Annotated in this window: 14 protein-coding genes; 7 read left to right on the forward strand and 7 right to left on the reverse strand. The window is 37.9% G+C overall.

The genetic code is table 11. From position 1 onward, the window contains the following. The 5 genes from ACLMCG_RS04710 to ACLMCG_RS04730 all read left to right on the forward strand — a co-directional run bounded on the left by ACLMCG_RS04710 (window position 1) and on the right by ACLMCG_RS04730 (window position 4,548). Complete coding sequence (locus ACLMCG_RS04710) at window positions 1–564, forward strand: SCO family protein (protein WP_413958986.1); 564 nt, start codon at window positions 1–3, stop codon at window positions 562–564. 12 nt (window positions 565–576) lie between these two features. After that, window positions 577–1,002 carry a c-type cytochrome gene (locus ACLMCG_RS04715; RefSeq protein WP_223599112.1) on the forward strand — a complete coding sequence of 142 codons (426 nt, stop codon included), beginning with the start codon at window positions 577–579 and terminating at the stop codon, window positions 1,000–1,002. A 42-nt stretch (window positions 1,003–1,044) separates the two neighbouring features. Beyond that, complete coding sequence (gene ric, locus ACLMCG_RS04720; RefSeq protein ID WP_413958987.1) at window positions 1,045–1,770, forward strand: iron-sulfur cluster repair di-iron protein; 726 nt, start codon at window positions 1,045–1,047, stop codon at window positions 1,768–1,770. Between the two features lie 13 nt (window positions 1,771–1,783). Next, window positions 1,784–4,027 carry a nitric-oxide reductase large subunit gene (locus ACLMCG_RS04725; RefSeq protein WP_413958988.1) on the forward strand — a complete coding sequence of 748 codons (2,244 nt, stop codon included), beginning with the start codon at window positions 1,784–1,786 and terminating at the stop codon, window positions 4,025–4,027. A gap of 68 nt (window positions 4,028–4,095) precedes the next feature. Next, window positions 4,096–4,548, forward strand: coding sequence for a hemerythrin domain-containing protein (locus tag ACLMCG_RS04730; RefSeq protein ID WP_413958989.1), 453 nt, complete (start codon window positions 4,096–4,098; stop codon window positions 4,546–4,548). 416 nt (window positions 4,549–4,964) lie between these two features. On the opposite strand, the gene ACLMCG_RS04735 is transcribed toward ACLMCG_RS04730, so the two are convergent. The 6 genes from ACLMCG_RS04735 to ACLMCG_RS04760 form a co-directional block, all read right to left on the reverse strand. After that, window positions 4,965–8,450 carry a DUF2723 domain-containing protein gene (locus tag ACLMCG_RS04735; RefSeq protein WP_413958990.1) on the reverse strand — a complete coding sequence of 1,162 codons (3,486 nt, stop codon included), beginning with the start codon at window positions 8,448–8,450 and terminating at the stop codon, window positions 4,965–4,967. A 349-nt stretch (window positions 8,451–8,799) separates the two neighbouring features. Then, entirely contained in the window at window positions 8,800–9,588 is a 789-nt protein-coding gene (locus ACLMCG_RS04740; protein WP_413958991.1) for an SDR family oxidoreductase, read from the reverse strand. A 95-nt stretch (window positions 9,589–9,683) separates the two neighbouring features. Further along, entirely contained in the window at window positions 9,684–10,073 is a 390-nt protein-coding gene (locus ACLMCG_RS04745) for a RidA family protein (RefSeq protein ID WP_413958992.1), read from the reverse strand. 98 nt (window positions 10,074–10,171) lie between these two features. Continuing rightward, a complete protein-coding gene (locus ACLMCG_RS04750) occupies window positions 10,172–10,735 on the reverse strand; it encodes a Crp/Fnr family transcriptional regulator (protein ID WP_413958993.1) in 564 nt (187 codons plus the stop codon). Between the two features lie 68 nt (window positions 10,736–10,803). Continuing rightward, on the reverse strand, window positions 10,804–11,292 hold the full coding sequence (locus tag ACLMCG_RS04755) for a hypothetical protein (protein ID WP_413958994.1): 489 nt from the start codon (window positions 11,290–11,292) through the stop codon (window positions 10,804–10,806). Window positions 11,293–11,303: 11 nt separating this feature from the next. Next, window positions 11,304–11,906 (reverse strand): TlpA family protein disulfide reductase, encoded by a 603-nt coding sequence (locus tag ACLMCG_RS04760; protein WP_413958995.1) that lies wholly within the window; start codon window positions 11,904–11,906, stop codon window positions 11,304–11,306. A gap of 418 nt (window positions 11,907–12,324) precedes the next feature. Here ACLMCG_RS04760 and ACLMCG_RS04765 point away from each other — a divergent pair, with 418 nt between their 5' ends. Beyond that, window positions 12,325–14,655 (forward strand): TonB-dependent receptor, encoded by a 2,331-nt coding sequence (locus ACLMCG_RS04765; RefSeq protein WP_413958996.1) that lies wholly within the window; start codon window positions 12,325–12,327, stop codon window positions 14,653–14,655. A gap of 3 nt (window positions 14,656–14,658) precedes the next feature. Next, window positions 14,659–15,474 carry a DUF4249 domain-containing protein gene (locus tag ACLMCG_RS04770; RefSeq protein ID WP_223599122.1) on the forward strand — a complete coding sequence of 272 codons (816 nt, stop codon included), beginning with the start codon at window positions 14,659–14,661 and terminating at the stop codon, window positions 15,472–15,474. A gap of 47 nt (window positions 15,475–15,521) precedes the next feature. Here the strand turns inward: ACLMCG_RS04770 and ACLMCG_RS04775 are convergent, their stop codons facing one another. Next, window positions 15,522–16,247 (reverse strand): YoaK family protein, encoded by a 726-nt coding sequence (locus ACLMCG_RS04775; RefSeq protein WP_413958997.1) that lies wholly within the window; start codon window positions 16,245–16,247, stop codon window positions 15,522–15,524. Window positions 16,248–16,355: the final 108 nt, after the last annotated feature.

Genomic DNA, 16,355 nt, shown 5'->3' on the forward strand with positions numbered 1-16,355 from the left:
ATGAAAAATATAACCCTGATATTACTGGCTTTGATCATGATATCCTGCGGCAAGAAAAATGAAGAGATAAGCCCAGAATCCATCTACAACGTACAGACAAACTGGGAAAAACAGGATGGTAAAAATATTACATTCTCTGATCTGAAAGGAAAAGTACTGGTAACCGCAATGATTTTCACTTCCTGTAAAACGGCCTGTCCAAAACTGACCGCAGAAATGCGAACCATTGCTCAGAAAGTAGGAAAGGCAGATCCAAAGGATATTCAATATGTATTAATCTCCATTGATCCGGAAAATGATACTCCAAAAGTGATGAAGAGATACCTGTATGTTAACCGATTCGATGAAAAAGAATGGAGTTTCATCCGGGGTAATGAAGAAGATATCCGGGAACTGGCTAATATAATGGCTGTTAAATATAAACAGATCTCTCCTATTGAATTCTCCCACTCCAACATCATTACAGTGTATTCAAAAAAGGGAACTCTGGCTTTTCAAAAAGAAGGGCTCGATAGCGATTATGAAGCTATTGTGAACGAAATAAAAAAACAAATACAACTTTAAATGGATAAGATTATGAAAAAATTACTTGTAACAGCTGTGCTGTTTTCACTCGCTGTAACTTCATGTTCAGATAAAAAAGGTACAGATCCTATTCCTCAACCGAAGGAAACCAATACAATGCTGGAAGAGCCCAAACCTCAGGAAGCAGCACCAGCCGCCACTCCTCTTTCAGGAGTTGATGCAGATATTGCGGAAGGAAAATCTCTTGTAGAAGGAACAGATTGTTTATCATGTCATAAAATCGATTCAAAACTTGTAGGTCCCGCATATCAGGAAGTTGCAGCAAAATACAAAGAAGCAGATCTTGATATGCTTGCACAGAAAATTATTGACGGCGGTAAAGGCAACTGGGGAGAAATTCCCATGACTCCTCACGCAGGATTGAGTAAAGATAATGCCAAGTTGATGGTAAAATATATTCTGTCACTTAAGAAGTAGTAAAAAAATTTAAAATAATAAAAGATAAAAAAGTATTATATTATGAACACAAGAACAGACTTTATAGGAAATATGGTTGCTGAAGATTTCAGAACGGCAGCAATTTTTAAAAGACACGGAATTGATTTCTGCTGTAAAGGCGGAAGAACCATAGAAGAAGCCTGCAGCAATAAAAAACTGGCTCCGGAAAAAATCTATGAAGAACTCGAAGCTCTTCCGAAGAATGAAGGATCTGCAATAGATTTCAATAGCTGGCCTTTGGATTTACTGGCAGATTATATTGAGAAAACCCATCACCGTTATGTAGAAGAAAAGACACCTGTTCTGCAAGCTTTCCTTGATAAATTATGCAAAGTTCACGGAGACAGACATCCGGAGCTGTTTGAAATTAATGCAATATTCAATGAATCGGCACATGATCTGGCAGCTCATATGAAAAAAGAAGAACTGATCCTGTTTCCTTTCGTAAGAAATATGGTGAAAGCCAGAATATCAGGCGAAGTACTCCTCCAACCTGCTTTCGGAACAGTAGAAAACCCTGTTAATATGATGCAGCATGAACATACGATAGAAGGAGAACGTTTCAGAAAGATTGCTGAAATCACGGATGAATATCTTCCTCCCACAGATGCCTGCAATACGTACAAGGTAGCATTTGCTATGCTTCAGGATTTTGAAAATGACTTACATAAACACATTCATCTTGAAAATAATATCCTTTTCCCAAAAGCTATCCGATTAGAGAAAGAATTTGCCGTTGAATCATAAAAAATAATACAGAATGACACCTAAAAAACTTTGGATATGGCTTGCTGTAGTAATGGTTGCTTCGTTTGCTGTTCTTATCTTTTATGGAACTGAAATTTACAGAAAAATCCCTCCAATTCCTGAGAAAGTAGTAACTACAGATGGAACTGTGATCGCTACCGAACAGGATATAAAAGACGGGCAGAATGTCTGGCAGTCTATTGGAGGACAAACAGTAGGAAGTATCTGGGGACATGGTGCTTATATTGCTCCGGACTGGACTGCGGATTACCTTCACAGGGAATCTGTGCTGCTGCTTGATGAATTGACCAAAAAAGACGGTAAAGTATATAAAGACCTTCCGGATGATGAACAGGCCAAATATCAGGTACTGCTGAAGAAAGAACTTCGTACGAACACCTTTAATGAAAACAATAATGAAATTATTTTCTCTCCTGAACGGGCCGAAGTACAGAAACAATTAGCCAAGTATTATTCAAATTTATTTATGAATGATGCTTCTATGGCAAAACTCCGGGATCAGTATGCCATCCCGGAGAATACCATCAAAGATACCGGAAGAATGGCCCAGATGAATGCTTTCTTTGCCTGGAGCACATGGGTTTGTATTACGGAAAGACCCGGAGATGATGTGACATATACCAATAACTGGCCGCATGATGAATCGGTAGGAAATGTTCCTCCGCCTTCACTGCATTTATGGTCTGGTTTCAGCGTACTGCTCCTGTTGGGATGTGTAGGTCTTCTGGTATTTTACCATGCCAGAAATAAAGAGGAAGAGGTCAGCCAAATCCTTCCACTCGAAGATCCGCTGCGAAATATGAAGCCTACTCCTTCTATGAAAGCTACTTTAAAATATATATGGGTAGTTGCTTTACTGATTCTGGTTCAAATGCTGGCCGGAGTCGTTACCGCTCACTATGGTGTGGAAGGAAGCGGATTTTACGGTATTCCTCTGGATCAGTTTTTACCTCAGTCGGTCTCCAGAAGCTGGCATGTACAGCTGGCGATTTTCTGGATTGCTACCTCATGGCTGGCAACAGGACTTTATATTGCCCCGGCCGTTTCCGGGCATGAGCCGAAGTACCAGAAGCTGGGAGTAAATATTTTATTCGGAGCTCTATTGATCGTTGTTTTGGGTTCTCTTACCGGACAGTGGCTTGGTGTAATGCAAAAGCTTGGTCTTGTTGATAATTTCCTTTGGGGACACCAGGGTTATGAATATGTGGAACTTGGAAGAGTCTGGCAAATTTTGCTGCTGGTAGGCCTTATTCTATGGTTGATTTTAATGGTAAGAGCTCTTCTTCCGGCATTAAGACGTAAAGATGGAGACCGTCATTTATTGACACTGTTTACTCTTTCAGCTGTAGCCATTGCGTTATTTTATGGAGCAGGATTAATGTATGGAAGACAAACCCATATGGCCATTGCTGAATATTGGAGATGGTGGGTAGTTCACCTTTGGGTAGAAGGTTTTTTTGAAGTATTCGCAACAGTAGTCGCAGCATTTTTATTTACAAGACTGGGATTATTGAGATTGAAATCTGCAACGAATTCAGTATTGTTTTCTACGATTATATTTCTTGCCGGAGGGATTCTGGGAACATTCCACCACCTTTATTTCAGTGCTACTCCTACAGCAGTATTGGCGTTAGGAGCTACTTTCAGTGCGTTGGAAATTGTACCGCTTGTCCTGATTGGCTATGAAGCATACCAAAATTACCAGCTGAGTAAATCAACCAAGTGGATTCAGGCTTATAAATGGCCGATCTACTGTTTCATTGCAATGTGTTTCTGGAATTTTCTGGGTGCCGGAATCTTTGGATTTGCTATCAATCCGCCTATTGCGCTTTATTATATTCAAGGACTGAATACTACCGCTGTTCACGGCCATGCTGCTTTGTTCGGAGTATACGGAATTTTAGGAATCGGATTAATGTTGTTTGTATTACGGGGACTTTATCCTGACAGACAATGGAATGATAAATTAATAGGCTGGGCTTTTTGGCTGACTAATATCGGATTGCTGGTAATGGTAACCATCAGTCTTCTTCCTATAGGCATTATGCAGTCGGTGGCTTCTATAAAAGAAGGTTACTGGTATGCACGTTCTGCAGAATTTATGCAGACGGATATCATGCACTTCCTGAGATGGATGCGTGTTCCGGGAGATATTTTACTGGCTGCAGGTGAGCTGCTTTTGGTAATTTTCATCATCGGACTTAAGTTGGGTTGGTCGTTGAAAGAAAAACGTTAGCATTCTTTATTCAAGCCTCATGAGTTATCCAGCTTGTGAGGTTTGATTACCTTTAATCAAAAAAAATCATGAAACGCAATGAAAATATTATCCCGCTTTCCAAAGATCACCATTTCGGGCTTCTATGCAGTTGGAAAATAAGACAGGGACTGAAAAAAGAAATTGAGGTTTCCCGGATCAAAGATTATATTCTGTATTTCTGGAATCATCATCTGAAAAAGCATTTCAGAGAAGAAGAAGAAATTCTGTTTCTTTATCTTGAAGATGAATATACGCTCCGTATACAGAAAGAGCACAGACAGATTCAGAATATTGTTTCTCAAATTTCATCCTCAGAAAACATTGATCTTTTCTCAGATTTTACAGACCTTCTGGAACAGCATATCCGTTTTGAAGAGCGCGAATGGTTTCCTCATCTTGAAGAAAAACTGGAAGTACATGTTCTGGAGAAAATCGGTAAGGAACTAAATGATATTCATACAGAAGAAAAGGATGATTATCAAGATGAATTCTGGAAATAAGTTTGACTTTATTTTATTGATGCTAGTTAAACTTCAGAAAAAACCACAAAAGTCACAAAAGCTTTTATTTTAAAAAACTTTAGTCCAAATAAGTTTAAAATAATGTCGGATAAAAGTTCACATAAGATGAAAATCAAAGATTTTCACAAAACTTAGGCGTACTTATTATGTATAAAGTTTGGCTCTAGAAAAAATTGCATATTTAAAACTTTTGTGACTTTTGTGGTTAAGAATCTTCACTGTAAGTTTAGATAGCTTCTATAATTAAAAAGAGGCTGTTTCAAAAGTCAAATTGTTGACTTTTGTCATTCTGACGAAGGAAGAATCTTATTGATAATCATATACTTGAGATTCTTCATCACATTACATCTCATTCAGAATGACACTTTTGAAACAGACTCTTTTCCATTAATAATTTATTGTGTCGCTTTCATCATGGCATTAGTAATTTCAATTTCCTTTTTTCTGGAATATGCAGAATCAAAAGGCTCCATGACATTGAATAAATATTGGTAAAAAGGTGCAATCTGCCGTACATTTTCAGATTCTTTAATCGCTTTTTCTTTGCCCATTTGCTGCAATCCTTTTATAAAAACACTGAATTTTCTATCAATCGGCTCTATTGACTTTAAAAGATAGGTATATGCTTTTTCTTTCTGTCCCAATGTTTTGTAAGCTTCTGTAACCGCCGAAACAACTAATGCATATTCCATTGGTTTTGACCTCATCTGTTTTCTGGCAGCCGCTTTAAATGCCGGAGAAAGATTCTGATAGTAGTCATATTCTTCAAATATTCCTTTCTTAAGGGTTTCCGCCAGCTGAAGACCTTTCTGCTCCTGTCCTGCAACAATGTATCCGGTTACCATTGAACTTAATGACCTTGGATCATTGTATTTTTCAACCGGAATTTCTTTCGCGGCAAGGTCCAGCAGTTCTAATGCCTTCGCTTTCTGTCCGCTTACCACAAGTGCAGATACAGCCCTGCTTACGGACATTCTGTAACCTAAAATATTGGAAGTTGCCGTTTCATTATAATAAACACTGAGGTCTTTAAAATTCCCCCATCTGAAGTTTTTCACCACCTGGTAAAGAGAATTGGCATCTACCCTTCCTTTATCTCCATCCGGGCTCTGAGGCGTGTGAATAGGAACCAGTCTGTAGCTGAAACCGTCAAACTGCAGGTATTCGTCAAGGTAAAAAATATTTTCGCTGTCATACATTCCGCCTGAGGAGAAATTAATAGGACGTTTCCAGTCGAAATTAGCTAGCATATCAAGCATCATCAGATTGCTTTTGTAAAGGGTATTTGCTTCATAATTGATCATAATCTGATCTACTGCCTTAGAAAGATCAGCCTGATTGATAATCCCCGATTTTACAGCATTTTCCTTATTTACCGGAAGAATAAATTTACTTACCGGAAGAATATTATATTTTTCATATTGTTTTTCCCCGAAATACATCTTCAGCAATTCATCTTTTTCGGAAGATTTAAGTTTAAGGAACCTGATAGCATCTTTCACCGTCAGAGAATCCTGGGTAAGATATTTTCTGAACTCCTGGAAAGCTGTGTCCGGTGCTCCCTGTTCTTTCAACATTTGGAAAAGTCCTTCCCAATCTTCTTTTTTCATCAGATAAACCTGATCGTTGACACCGTCTCTGTACTCTTCGTGAGTGAGTTCTCCCGGAATTCCCTTAGCATTATATGTTTTTCTTTTTACCTGATCTATATTCCATGGTGTGGCTAAAAGAGTAAAATTGACCGTTTTCACATCATCCCTGAATCTTTCCGTTTCCTGAATTGCCCACACCGGAAAGGTATCATTATCACCATAAATGAAAATAATATCATCCTTAGGCAGCGAACGTAAAAATGAATAGGCATAATCGCGGGCTGCAGTCTTTTTACTGCGGTCATGTGACGTATAATTCTGGAACCCCATCATAAAAGGAATCCCCAACAAAACGACTCCCAAAATAATATTAGCTGCATTAGATTTAAGTTTAGCCTGAATCAGCCAAAGAACAGCTCCTGCTCCCAGACCAATCCAGATAGCAAAAGCATAGAACGAGCCTACCATCGCATAATCTCTTTCCCTTACTTCAAATGGTTTTACTCCGGTGTAGAAGACAATTCCCATACTTGTAAGAACAAACAGTGAAAGAACAGCATAAAACCTCCCGAAATCCCTGTTCAGCTGAAAAAAGAAACCGATAAGTCCTAAAATCAATGGCAGAAAGAAAAACTTTACGGTACTTTCATTTTTAAATTTAGCAGGCATATGATCCTGATCACCCAACAATGCATTATCAATAAAAGAAAATCCTGAAATCCAGTTTCCGTTGGTATTTTCCATATGTCCTTCAAGATCATTCTGTCTTCCTACGAAATTCCACATCAGATACCGGACAAAGTAGTATCCGTTCTGGAATGAGATGAAATAATCCATATTCTGGGCAAAAGAAGGGCGTTTTACCTTAATAAGATCGTAAGGTTTTACTTTCAAATAATCTTCTGCGGTAATGGAATCTCCTTCATATTTTGCTCTCAGGTCTTCAAAAATCCTTTTAGCCTCCGGATTGTCTGCTACTTCTTCATTATCATAATTGAAGGTGAAATCAGGAGCGCCATACAAGGCAATATAATTGGCGGTAACCTCTTTATCCTCATTGAACATCCTCGGCATGAAACTGATATGCGATTTATTAAACACATAATTGAATCGTTCCCCGGTTTTTCTGTAGGTTCCGGTTTTTTCATCTTTTTCGTAAATATCTCCGGTCACATCTCTTTTGTAGCTTCCGTCTTCATCTTTTTCCAAGCCGTTTCTGTCGAGAAATGCCGTGTAGTTCTGTCCATAAATTGTGGGCCAGTCACCATATTGCACCCTGTTGTAATAATCTCTCATTCCTATTGCGGTATCCGGATCATTAAGGTTCATCGGTGGATTGGCATTTGCCCTGATGGGAATCACCAGCCAGCATGAGAAACCAATCATCATATAAACCAGTGATAAAACGATGGTCTGATAAACTTTTCTTTTTGTTTTCCTCGCATATTTAATCAGGAAATAACTCATAGCAATCATAAGAACAAATGCTACAATCGTCCCTGAATGAAAAGGAAGTCCCAGCCCGTTTACAAAGAAAATCTCAAGTTTTCCAAATATCGTCATCACCAAAGGGAAAATAATCTTGAATACAAAAGCAAGAATTCCCAACGTTACCAGATTAGCTACCAGAAAGCTCTTCCAGGAAAAAGTATAGTTTCGGGCGTAATATACCAGACATATGGCAGGAATAGCCAGCATACACATCATATGTACTCCCACAGAAAGTCCTATTGCAAAGAAAATAAGAATGATCCATCTCTCGCTGTCAGCTGCTTTAGATTCGTTCTCCCATTTGGTGATCAGCCAGACCAACAGCGCGATAAACATAGAAGCCATTGCATAGACCTCTCCTTCTACTGCTGAAAACCAGAAGGTATCTGAAAAAGTAAAGCATAAAGCTCCGATGCCTCCAGCAAACAGGATTGAAATCTCGTGAGATCTGGTAACACCTTCAAAATCTTTATTCAAAAGCCGTCTTAAAAAATGGGTAATCGTCCAGAACAGAAACAGGATGGTAAATGCACTGAACAGCGCTGACATGGCATTGATCACAATGGAATAATTTTCTCCATTTCCCAAGGCAAAAATACTCGCCACCGCTCCTACAATCTGGAATAAAGCAGCTCCCGGAGCATGGGTCACCTCAAGTTTTACTGCAGAAGAAATATACTCTCCACAGTCCCAAAAACTCAGGGAATGCTCCATGGTTGAAAGATAAGTGATAAGTGCAACAGCGAAAAGGAACCATCCCAGTACGGTGTTCCATTTTTTAAAAGACCAGTTTTTCATATAATATTTTCAATATGTATATGACAACCGGGAGGAAGGGTTTATTACATGAAAGAAAATTTATTTAATTATCGTATGTTTAACCACAAAAGCTTTCTTCTAATTCAATTAGTTTACAATGAACCTGTATAAAAAAGTTCATATAAGAAGAAAATAAAGATTTAAAAAAACTTAAATATACTTTATTAATTATAAGTTTTTAAGGTGATAATAACCTTACACCATTGTCATTCTGACGAAGGAAGAATCTCATATGCTGCTTAGATTCTTCACTTCACTTCGTTACATTCAGAATGACAGAGGCATAAAATAACAGGATTAGTGTAAAATTGTATGGAATTACCATTTTTTAATATGTATTATTCAATCCTCCATCCAAAGGAATGCTTGTTCCGGTAAGATAATTTGAATATTCTGAGGCCAGAAAAGCTACCAGGTGGCCATATTCTTCCGGCTGCCCGAATCTTTTCATGGGAATCTTATTTTCTCTTGCTTTTTTTATTTCTTCCGCCGAATCACCACTTTGCTGAGCTTCATGAGCAACCAGTTTTTGAATCCGTTCAGTATCAAAATATCCTGTAAGAACATTATTTACGGTGATATTATGTTGTGCAATTTCATTAGAAAGAGTTTTTGCCCACGCAATGACCGCAGAACGGATAGAATTTGACAATGCCAGACTTCCAATTGGTTCTTTAACAGACAGAGAAGAAACGTTGATAATACGGCCGTTTTTCTGTTGGATCATATAAGGCAGAGCCAATAGTGTTGTTTTGCAAACCGTTTTAAATAGAAGATCAAATGCTTTCTGATAATCATCCGGAGTTTTATCGAGTGCTAAACCTGGTTCCGGACCGTTTGTATTATTAACCAGAATATCAACAGAATGGTCATTAAAATATCCTGTTATAATTTTTTTATAATTTTCAAAGTCTGAGAAATCAGCCACCAGATATTCATGTTTCTGTTCCGGATTGATGACCGGCAGTGAAGAAACGAAATCTTTAAGCTTTGTTTCATTGCGGGCCATAACGGTAACATTCGCTCCGCATTTTGCCAATTCCAGAGCAATTCCTGCTCCTATTCCCTGAGTTGCCCCTCCCACTAAAGCATTTTTTGAAAAAAGTTGAATATTCATAATGTCTCGATCAATGTTAATTGGTATAAGATAAATGTAAGAAAAAACCTCCAAATTATATTTTGAAGGTCTGTATTTTAACTCATATTTATCACTTATTTCACTACCGTTGCTTCAAGCTCAACCTTTAATGTTTCAAACAACCCTTTTACTTCAAGCATCGTTACCGCCTGCTGTATTTTATGTTGGGCAATCCACTCCTGAAGAATGGGAAAATAAGGCCAGAGTTCTTCAGTAGAAGTTGTGTAGATATTTAATCTTACGATACCGCTGCATTCATATCCTGCTGTGTGGATCACTTCTTCCAGGTTGGCAATAGCCTGTTCCAGCTGTGATTTCATATCTTTATCACTGGATGTTCCATCGGGGTCAATAGCCGCCTGCCCTGAGCAGTATAAAGTACTTTCAACATTTTTTACCTCTACAGCCTGAGAATAGCTTCTCTCATCCTGCCATTTCCATGGGTTAACCGTTCTTTTTTCCATTGTATGAATTGTTATATGTTACGGTACAAAATTGCAGAACAAATACGGCAAATCCCTGTGATCCGGATCACGATTATGAGGTGAGTCCGATCACTTTTTTACAATGGCAGACGGCTTAAAGTTTCCCTGGAAACGCCTAAATAAGCGGCTAAAAGAGATTTTGGGACACGTTGGACAAGAGAAGGATACTTTTTCAAAAGCTGATCATATCGTTCTTTTATTCCGGTTGTCATCATGGAAATGGTTCGTTGCTGAGCAGTAATAAATCCCATATATGCTTTTTCCAGAAAAAAATGTTCCAGTTTTGGCAGATGGGCACACAGCTTTTTGTAATCTTCTAACTGAAGACACAATACTTCTGTATCTTCAAGACATTCCAAGGACATCGTTGCCAGAGTTTGCTGATAGTATGCCGGAAAGTCTGTTTCCCACCAGTCTTCCATTGCAAATCCAATAATGTGTTCTTTTCCGGTTTCATCGGTATAAACAAGTTTCAGAAGACCTTTCAGAACAAAATAATTATAAGGCACCGTTTCTCCCTCCTGTACTAAAAACTGATGTTTCCTGTATTTTTTATAGGTAAAACAGGATGATATGAATTCAAATTCATCATCATTAAGAGGAATAATTGTTTCAATGTGAGACCTTAGCAAATGCAGCATGTTCTATTTCTTGTAGTATAAAAGTACTCTTTTTTCATCAAGACATTTAATTGATGATATAAACAGTGTTAAAATGTAAACGGATAAACATCACTTAATGTTGGATGAAGCCTATTCAGGGTTTTATAAAACTCTTGTTGAACAGGTTCCGGGATGTTGTCGTATTCATCGAAATAAACATCCAACTGCCGGATAACAAAAGCCATTTGCAACCATTCTTCAAAATTAATATTCATAGGTTCCGTCTTTTCATCATAATCATGATTATAGAAAAAAACCTGATCATTAATATTCAGGAACCATCGATCACCCTGCCCGTTACCTGCAAAACACCAATAATCAGTAAGCTCAAATTCTTTATTCTCATTGACAGCCTCAACTGAATTATACAGGATCGTTTCAGAAGAAATTTCGGCTGTTGGTATTTGAGTGACCCAGTTCCTGTACCGTTCAGAGAAAGGAAATAGTATTGTTTTGGAAAAATTCTGCAAAGGACTTTTCACTTTCAATATTTCAGATTCTATTTCTACTAGAGTTAATATGACAAAAGAAATCATAGCTGTAAAAATTAAGGCTTTTGTTTCAACAGCTCATTAATCTGCTGGTAAAAAGTATCTTTACTATAATCTGCTAATCCTTTATGATGCAGACGAATTTCGCCTTTTTTATCCAGCACAATGGTTGTAGGTAATGATCCACTGTAAAGTACTCCGGGAATATTGCCAGCCGGTACCAGAAAAGGAACTGTAAAGCCTTTTTCTTTTAAATATGATTTTCCAAGAGCAGTGTTTTCATCCAGATTTACGGTAAGAAATACCATATCCGGATTGTTTTTATAATGATCGTACAGCTTTTGAACTGAGGGAAACTCTGCCCTGCAGGGAGGGCACCATGAGGCCCAAAAGTTAATGAAAACTACTTTATTTTGTAAATCAGAAATATTAATGATGGTTCCATCTTCATTTTTCAGCATAAACCCGGCGTAGGAAACTCGTGCTGAAGCATTCTGATCCTCTTTTGTTTCTGATATACTGGAATTAAGGATTCCTGTGGAAGCAACCTGTCTCATCAGCCATGCTTTTGCATCTTTATTCACCAATACAATAATGAATAATATTGTCAGTATTGCAGTTGAACCATTTTTCCTGATCCATATTTTTACATTTTCCATACTCTTTCCTCTTAATTCTTAGCCAAGATAAGACTAAAATTCTGATCAAAAGCTCCGAAAGAACCTTTTAAATTAAAAAGGTCTTTATGTCACAGGATATAAAAGCCCTTTAAGTGTTCAGGGGTATAATTTTTATAACAAACAGCAATAAAGTTCACACAACAACCGTTAATAATTTATTTTTTAACATAATTAACTAAAAAACAATTAATAAATCAATATACAATGCATAATATTATTTTTTATGTAACAGTCTCACCTTATTCTTGCTTTTACCATTTTCAACAGCACCCATTTTCAATGGATTTATTTCATAATTAATTTGTTACGTGTAACAAATCCCCTATTCATCTAACTAATCGTACATCAACAAAACATTAATTCCTATACAAGAGATCTACTACTTTAAAATAAACTAATGCAAACATCCTTTTTAAAAATTACCGCTGCCACCGCAGCGCTCTGTTTCAGTACCCTGGCAATAGCCCAGCAAACCTATTCTGTAAGCGGAACTGTGAAAGACAAAAAAAACGGTGAGCTGCTCATAGGAGTATCAGTAAAAGTAAGTGAAGATCCTAGCATCAACGTTACAGCCAATGAGTATGGATTTTACTCTCTTTCACTTCCTGCAGGTACTTATACCGTCATTATTTCCAATCCGGGATATAAAGATTTTGAACAGCAGATCACAGTAGATCAGAATATGAAACTTGATCTTCCTCTTCTGCCTCAGGAAGAGACAACAAAGGCCATTGACGAAGTAGTGGTAACCGCTATTAAAAAGGATAAAAATTTAACATCCGCTCAAATGGGAGCTGAAACGTTAAATATAAAAAGTATAGAAAAGCTCCCTGTTCTTTTTGGGGAGAAGGATGTGATGAAAACAATACAGCTTCTGCCGGGTATCAAAAGTAACGGTGAAGGAAGCAGCGGATTCAGTGTAAGAGGGGGTGCTACCGACCAGAATCTGATATTACTGGATGAAGCACCTGTTTATAACGCGTCTCACCTTCTTGGGTTTTTCAGTACATTCAACAGTGATGCTCTGAAAGATGCCAGCATCATCAAAGGAAACAGTCCTGCACAGTACGGAGGCCGACTTTCGTCTGTACTGGATGTCAAAATGAAAGACGGAAATAATAAGGACTACAACCTGAATGGTGGAATCGGTCTTATCAGCAGCAGACTGAGTGTGGAAGGGCCTATTCAGAAGGAAAAATCATCATTCATTGTTTCGGGAAGAAGAACGTATGCGGATTTGTTTCTTAAAACCAACAAAGATTATAAGGATAACAAGTTATATTTTTATGACCTCAACCTGAAAGCCAATTACCAGATCAACGAAAACAACCGTATTTATCTTTCCGGGTATTTCGGAAGAGATGTTCTGGGACTGGGAGACACCTTCAATACAGACTGGGGAAATACTACGGCCACTTTGAGATGGAACAGCATTATCAGCAGTAAGCTATTCTCCAATACTTCATTCATCTACAGTAATTATGATTATAAAATCAGTCTGAAAAATGATGATACGGTATTTGATTTAAATTCAAAAATACGTGACTGGAATCTTAAACAGGATTTCACCTGGTTTGCCGGAAATAAACATTCTGTACGCTTCGGCCTTCAGTCTATTTATCATACCCTTACTCCAAGTAGCGCTTCCGGTACTACAGTGAGCAGTTTCCCAAGAAATCCGAGATACTCATGGGAAAACGCAGTGTACATCAATGATGATTTTAAAGCAACAGAAAAATTAACCATCAATTACGGAGTAAGACTTGCGATATTCAGTGTATTGGGAGGAGATACTTTCAATACATATGAAAACGGGGTACTTACCGACAGTAAATTCTTAGAGAAAGGAAAATTCGGGAAAACGTATGTGAATCCTGAACCGAGAATCAGTGCTAACTACCGGATCAATGAAGTAAGCAGTGTAAAAGGAGGTTATTCCCGAAACACGCAGAATCTTCACCTTTTAAGCAATAGCAACAGCGGAAATCCTACTGACCAGTGGATAGGAAGCAGTTATACAGTAAAACCTGAAATTGCAGACCAAATCAGTGTGGGCTACAGCAGAAATTTCAACAACAATAATTATGAATTGAATGCTGAAGTTTATTATAAATCCATGAAAAATCAGATCGATTTCAAAAATGGGGCTCAGATTGGATTTGATGCCGGATCTGATGTAGAAAGCGAACTGTTGTTCGGAAAAGGAAGAGCCTACGGGCTGGAACTTATTGCCAAAAAGAAAAGCGGAAAACTTACAGGATGGATTTCCTATACTCTTTCTAAAACGGAAAGAAAGATCAACGGAATTAATAATAATGAATGGTACAACGCCAGAATGGATAAAACCCACGACCTGTCTATCGTTGCCACTTATCAGCTTAATCCGAAATGGAGCTTTTCAGGATTATTCGTTTACAGCACAGGAAATGCCGTTACCTTCCCTACCGGAAAATATGAGCTGAACGGACAAACCATATTCCAGTACAGCAACAGAAATGCTGACAGGATGCCTGCTTATCACAGAATGGATCTGAGTGCGACTTATGAGCCAACATCCAATAAGCGATTCCGCGGTTCATGGACCTTTGGTATTTATAACCTGTATGGTAGAGAAAATGCCTACACAATCAATTTTGAAGACAATCCAGATCGTCCCGGAACAACACGTGCAATGCAGACTTCTCTGTTCCGATGGGTACCCAATATCACTTATAACTTCAAATTCTAAATCATGAAAAATACTTTTTATATCATATTATCTCTCTTCGCATTAACCTCTTGTGAAAAAGAGATCGATCTGGACCTGAATAATCAGGGCGGAAATATTGTCATCGAAGGAAATGTAACCAATGAACCAGGGCCTTATACTGTACGAATTACAAAATCAGTAGGTTTCTCAGAACCTAATCAATATCCGGCTGTAACCGGCGCTCAGGTTATTTTAAGTGATAATACGGGCCAAACCGAAACACTGCAGTACACAGGAAACGGTATGTATCAGACAACCACTTTTGTGGGTCAGCCCGGAAGAACTTATACTTTGAAGATACAGGCGGAAGGAAAGCAGTATACCGCTCAGAGCAGCATGCCTGAAATTGTTCATTTTGACGGACTTGAACAGAGTTCGTTCAAATTTGGCACCAAAACTACTTATACCCTTTTACCGATCTTTACCGATCCGATGCCGCTTGGCAACCGTTATCTTTTTAGTTTTACGATCAATGATCTTCCTAAAAAATACATGAATACCTTTTCAGACAATGTAAATAACGGAATGCCTAACCAACAGCCACTGATTCTGCCTAATGATGATAACGACGGCAGAGACCATGAAGTGATAGTAGGCGACAAAATCCATGTAGAAATGCAGTCTATTGATAACAATATATTCACTTATTATAGTGCGCTGCTTCAGATTTCCGGAGGCAATGGCGGTGGTGCTACTCCAGCCAATCCTCCAAGTAATATCAACAATGGAGCTTTGGGTTATTTTTCCGCCCATACAACAGATACGGAGACTTTTGTGATCCAGCCTGTAACTCCATAAGTTTAAAAGGATATTCCAATCACCGGAATATCCTTTTTTATTTTGTTTTATCTCAACTTCCTTTTTAAAGAATAATATTTGTACAGCAGTTTATCGTACCGGATTACACAGAACAATAACCCTGCAGTCATAATCAGTGTTTTTAACTGAATCATGCTGTAACCAAAACCACCAATGATACATCCTGAAAAAAAACAGGCAATAATCACCAGTTTCAGCGTAATATTCTTTTTAAGCTGCCGCTGTTCATTTTTTCTTTCTTTAAAAAACAGCTTTGAAAGTTCTATGCCCAGATCAGTAAATAATCCCGTAAGATGAGTAGTTCTCACTACAGACTGAGATACTCTTGTCACCAATGAATTCTGAACTCCCATTGCAAACAGCAAAAGTCCTGCAATTGCATGAGGAGATACCGAAATTTTTAATTCCTCATAACCCGACATTCCTACAAATCCTAATATTAAGATTTCGGTTATTAAAGGAATGAGATGCGGACGAACTGTCCTGTGTCCTGATGAAAATTCAACCAGGAAGCTGGAACAAAAGGCTCCACCGAGAAAACAGATAATAAACAGAAAATAAGTAAGCGCTTCGCTGTAATGATCCAGAAGAATCTCTTCAGAAAAGAAAGCAAAGTGTCCTGTTATATTGGTTGTAAGCACTTTAACAGACAAAACACCTACAATATTCACTATTCCGGCAACGAATGAAAGTGCTGATGCCAGCTTAAGATTGTGAAAATAAGTTCTGTTTTTCCCTCTATGTCTGAACATCTTAAATCTCTATAGAATCTGGATACTTTTGCCAAAAAGAACAGCTGGATAAGATAAATAAGTAAAAAAAAATAATTTAGAAATGTCAGTGTCAAACTGTGAAAAACA

This window comes from Chryseobacterium sp. S90 (assembly GCF_047444895.1).
GTDB lineage: Bacteria > Bacteroidota > Bacteroidia > Flavobacteriales > Weeksellaceae > Chryseobacterium.

What these genes read in the sequence shown, in the direction of transcription:
- ACLMCG_RS04710 (WP_413958986.1), top strand. Translation starts at nt 1, where the DNA reads ATGAAAAATATAACCCTGATATTACTGGCTTTGATCATGATATCCTGC.
- ACLMCG_RS04755 (WP_413958994.1), bottom strand. Translation starts at nt 11,292, where the DNA reads ATGATTTCTTTTGTCATATTAACTCTAGTAGAAATAGAATCTGAAATA.
- ACLMCG_RS04715 (WP_223599112.1), top strand. Translation starts at nt 577, where the DNA reads ATGAAAAAATTACTTGTAACAGCTGTGCTGTTTTCACTCGCTGTAACT.
- ACLMCG_RS04735 (WP_413958990.1), bottom strand. Translation starts at nt 8,450, where the DNA reads ATGAAAAACTGGTCTTTTAAAAAATGGAACACCGTACTGGGATGGTTC.
- ACLMCG_RS04740 (WP_413958991.1), bottom strand. Translation starts at nt 9,588, where the DNA reads ATGAATATTCAACTTTTTTCAAAAAATGCTTTAGTGGGAGGGGCAACT.
- ACLMCG_RS04745 (WP_413958992.1), bottom strand. Translation starts at nt 10,073, where the DNA reads ATGGAAAAAAGAACGGTTAACCCATGGAAATGGCAGGATGAGAGAAGC.
- ACLMCG_RS04730 (WP_413958989.1), top strand. Translation starts at nt 4,096, where the DNA reads ATGAAACGCAATGAAAATATTATCCCGCTTTCCAAAGATCACCATTTC.
- ric (WP_413958987.1), top strand. Translation starts at nt 1,045, where the DNA reads ATGAACACAAGAACAGACTTTATAGGAAATATGGTTGCTGAAGATTTC.
- ACLMCG_RS04770 (WP_223599122.1), top strand. Translation starts at nt 14,659, where the DNA reads ATGAAAAATACTTTTTATATCATATTATCTCTCTTCGCATTAACCTCT.
- ACLMCG_RS04750 (WP_413958993.1), bottom strand. Translation starts at nt 10,735, where the DNA reads ATGCTGCATTTGCTAAGGTCTCACATTGAAACAATTATTCCTCTTAAT.
- ACLMCG_RS04760 (WP_413958995.1), bottom strand. Translation starts at nt 11,906, where the DNA reads ATGGAAAATGTAAAAATATGGATCAGGAAAAATGGTTCAACTGCAATA.
- ACLMCG_RS04775 (WP_413958997.1), bottom strand. Translation starts at nt 16,247, where the DNA reads ATGTTCAGACATAGAGGGAAAAACAGAACTTATTTTCACAATCTTAAG.
- ACLMCG_RS04765 (WP_413958996.1), top strand. Translation starts at nt 12,325, where the DNA reads ATGCAAACATCCTTTTTAAAAATTACCGCTGCCACCGCAGCGCTCTGT.
- ACLMCG_RS04725 (WP_413958988.1), top strand. Translation starts at nt 1,784, where the DNA reads ATGACACCTAAAAAACTTTGGATATGGCTTGCTGTAGTAATGGTTGCT.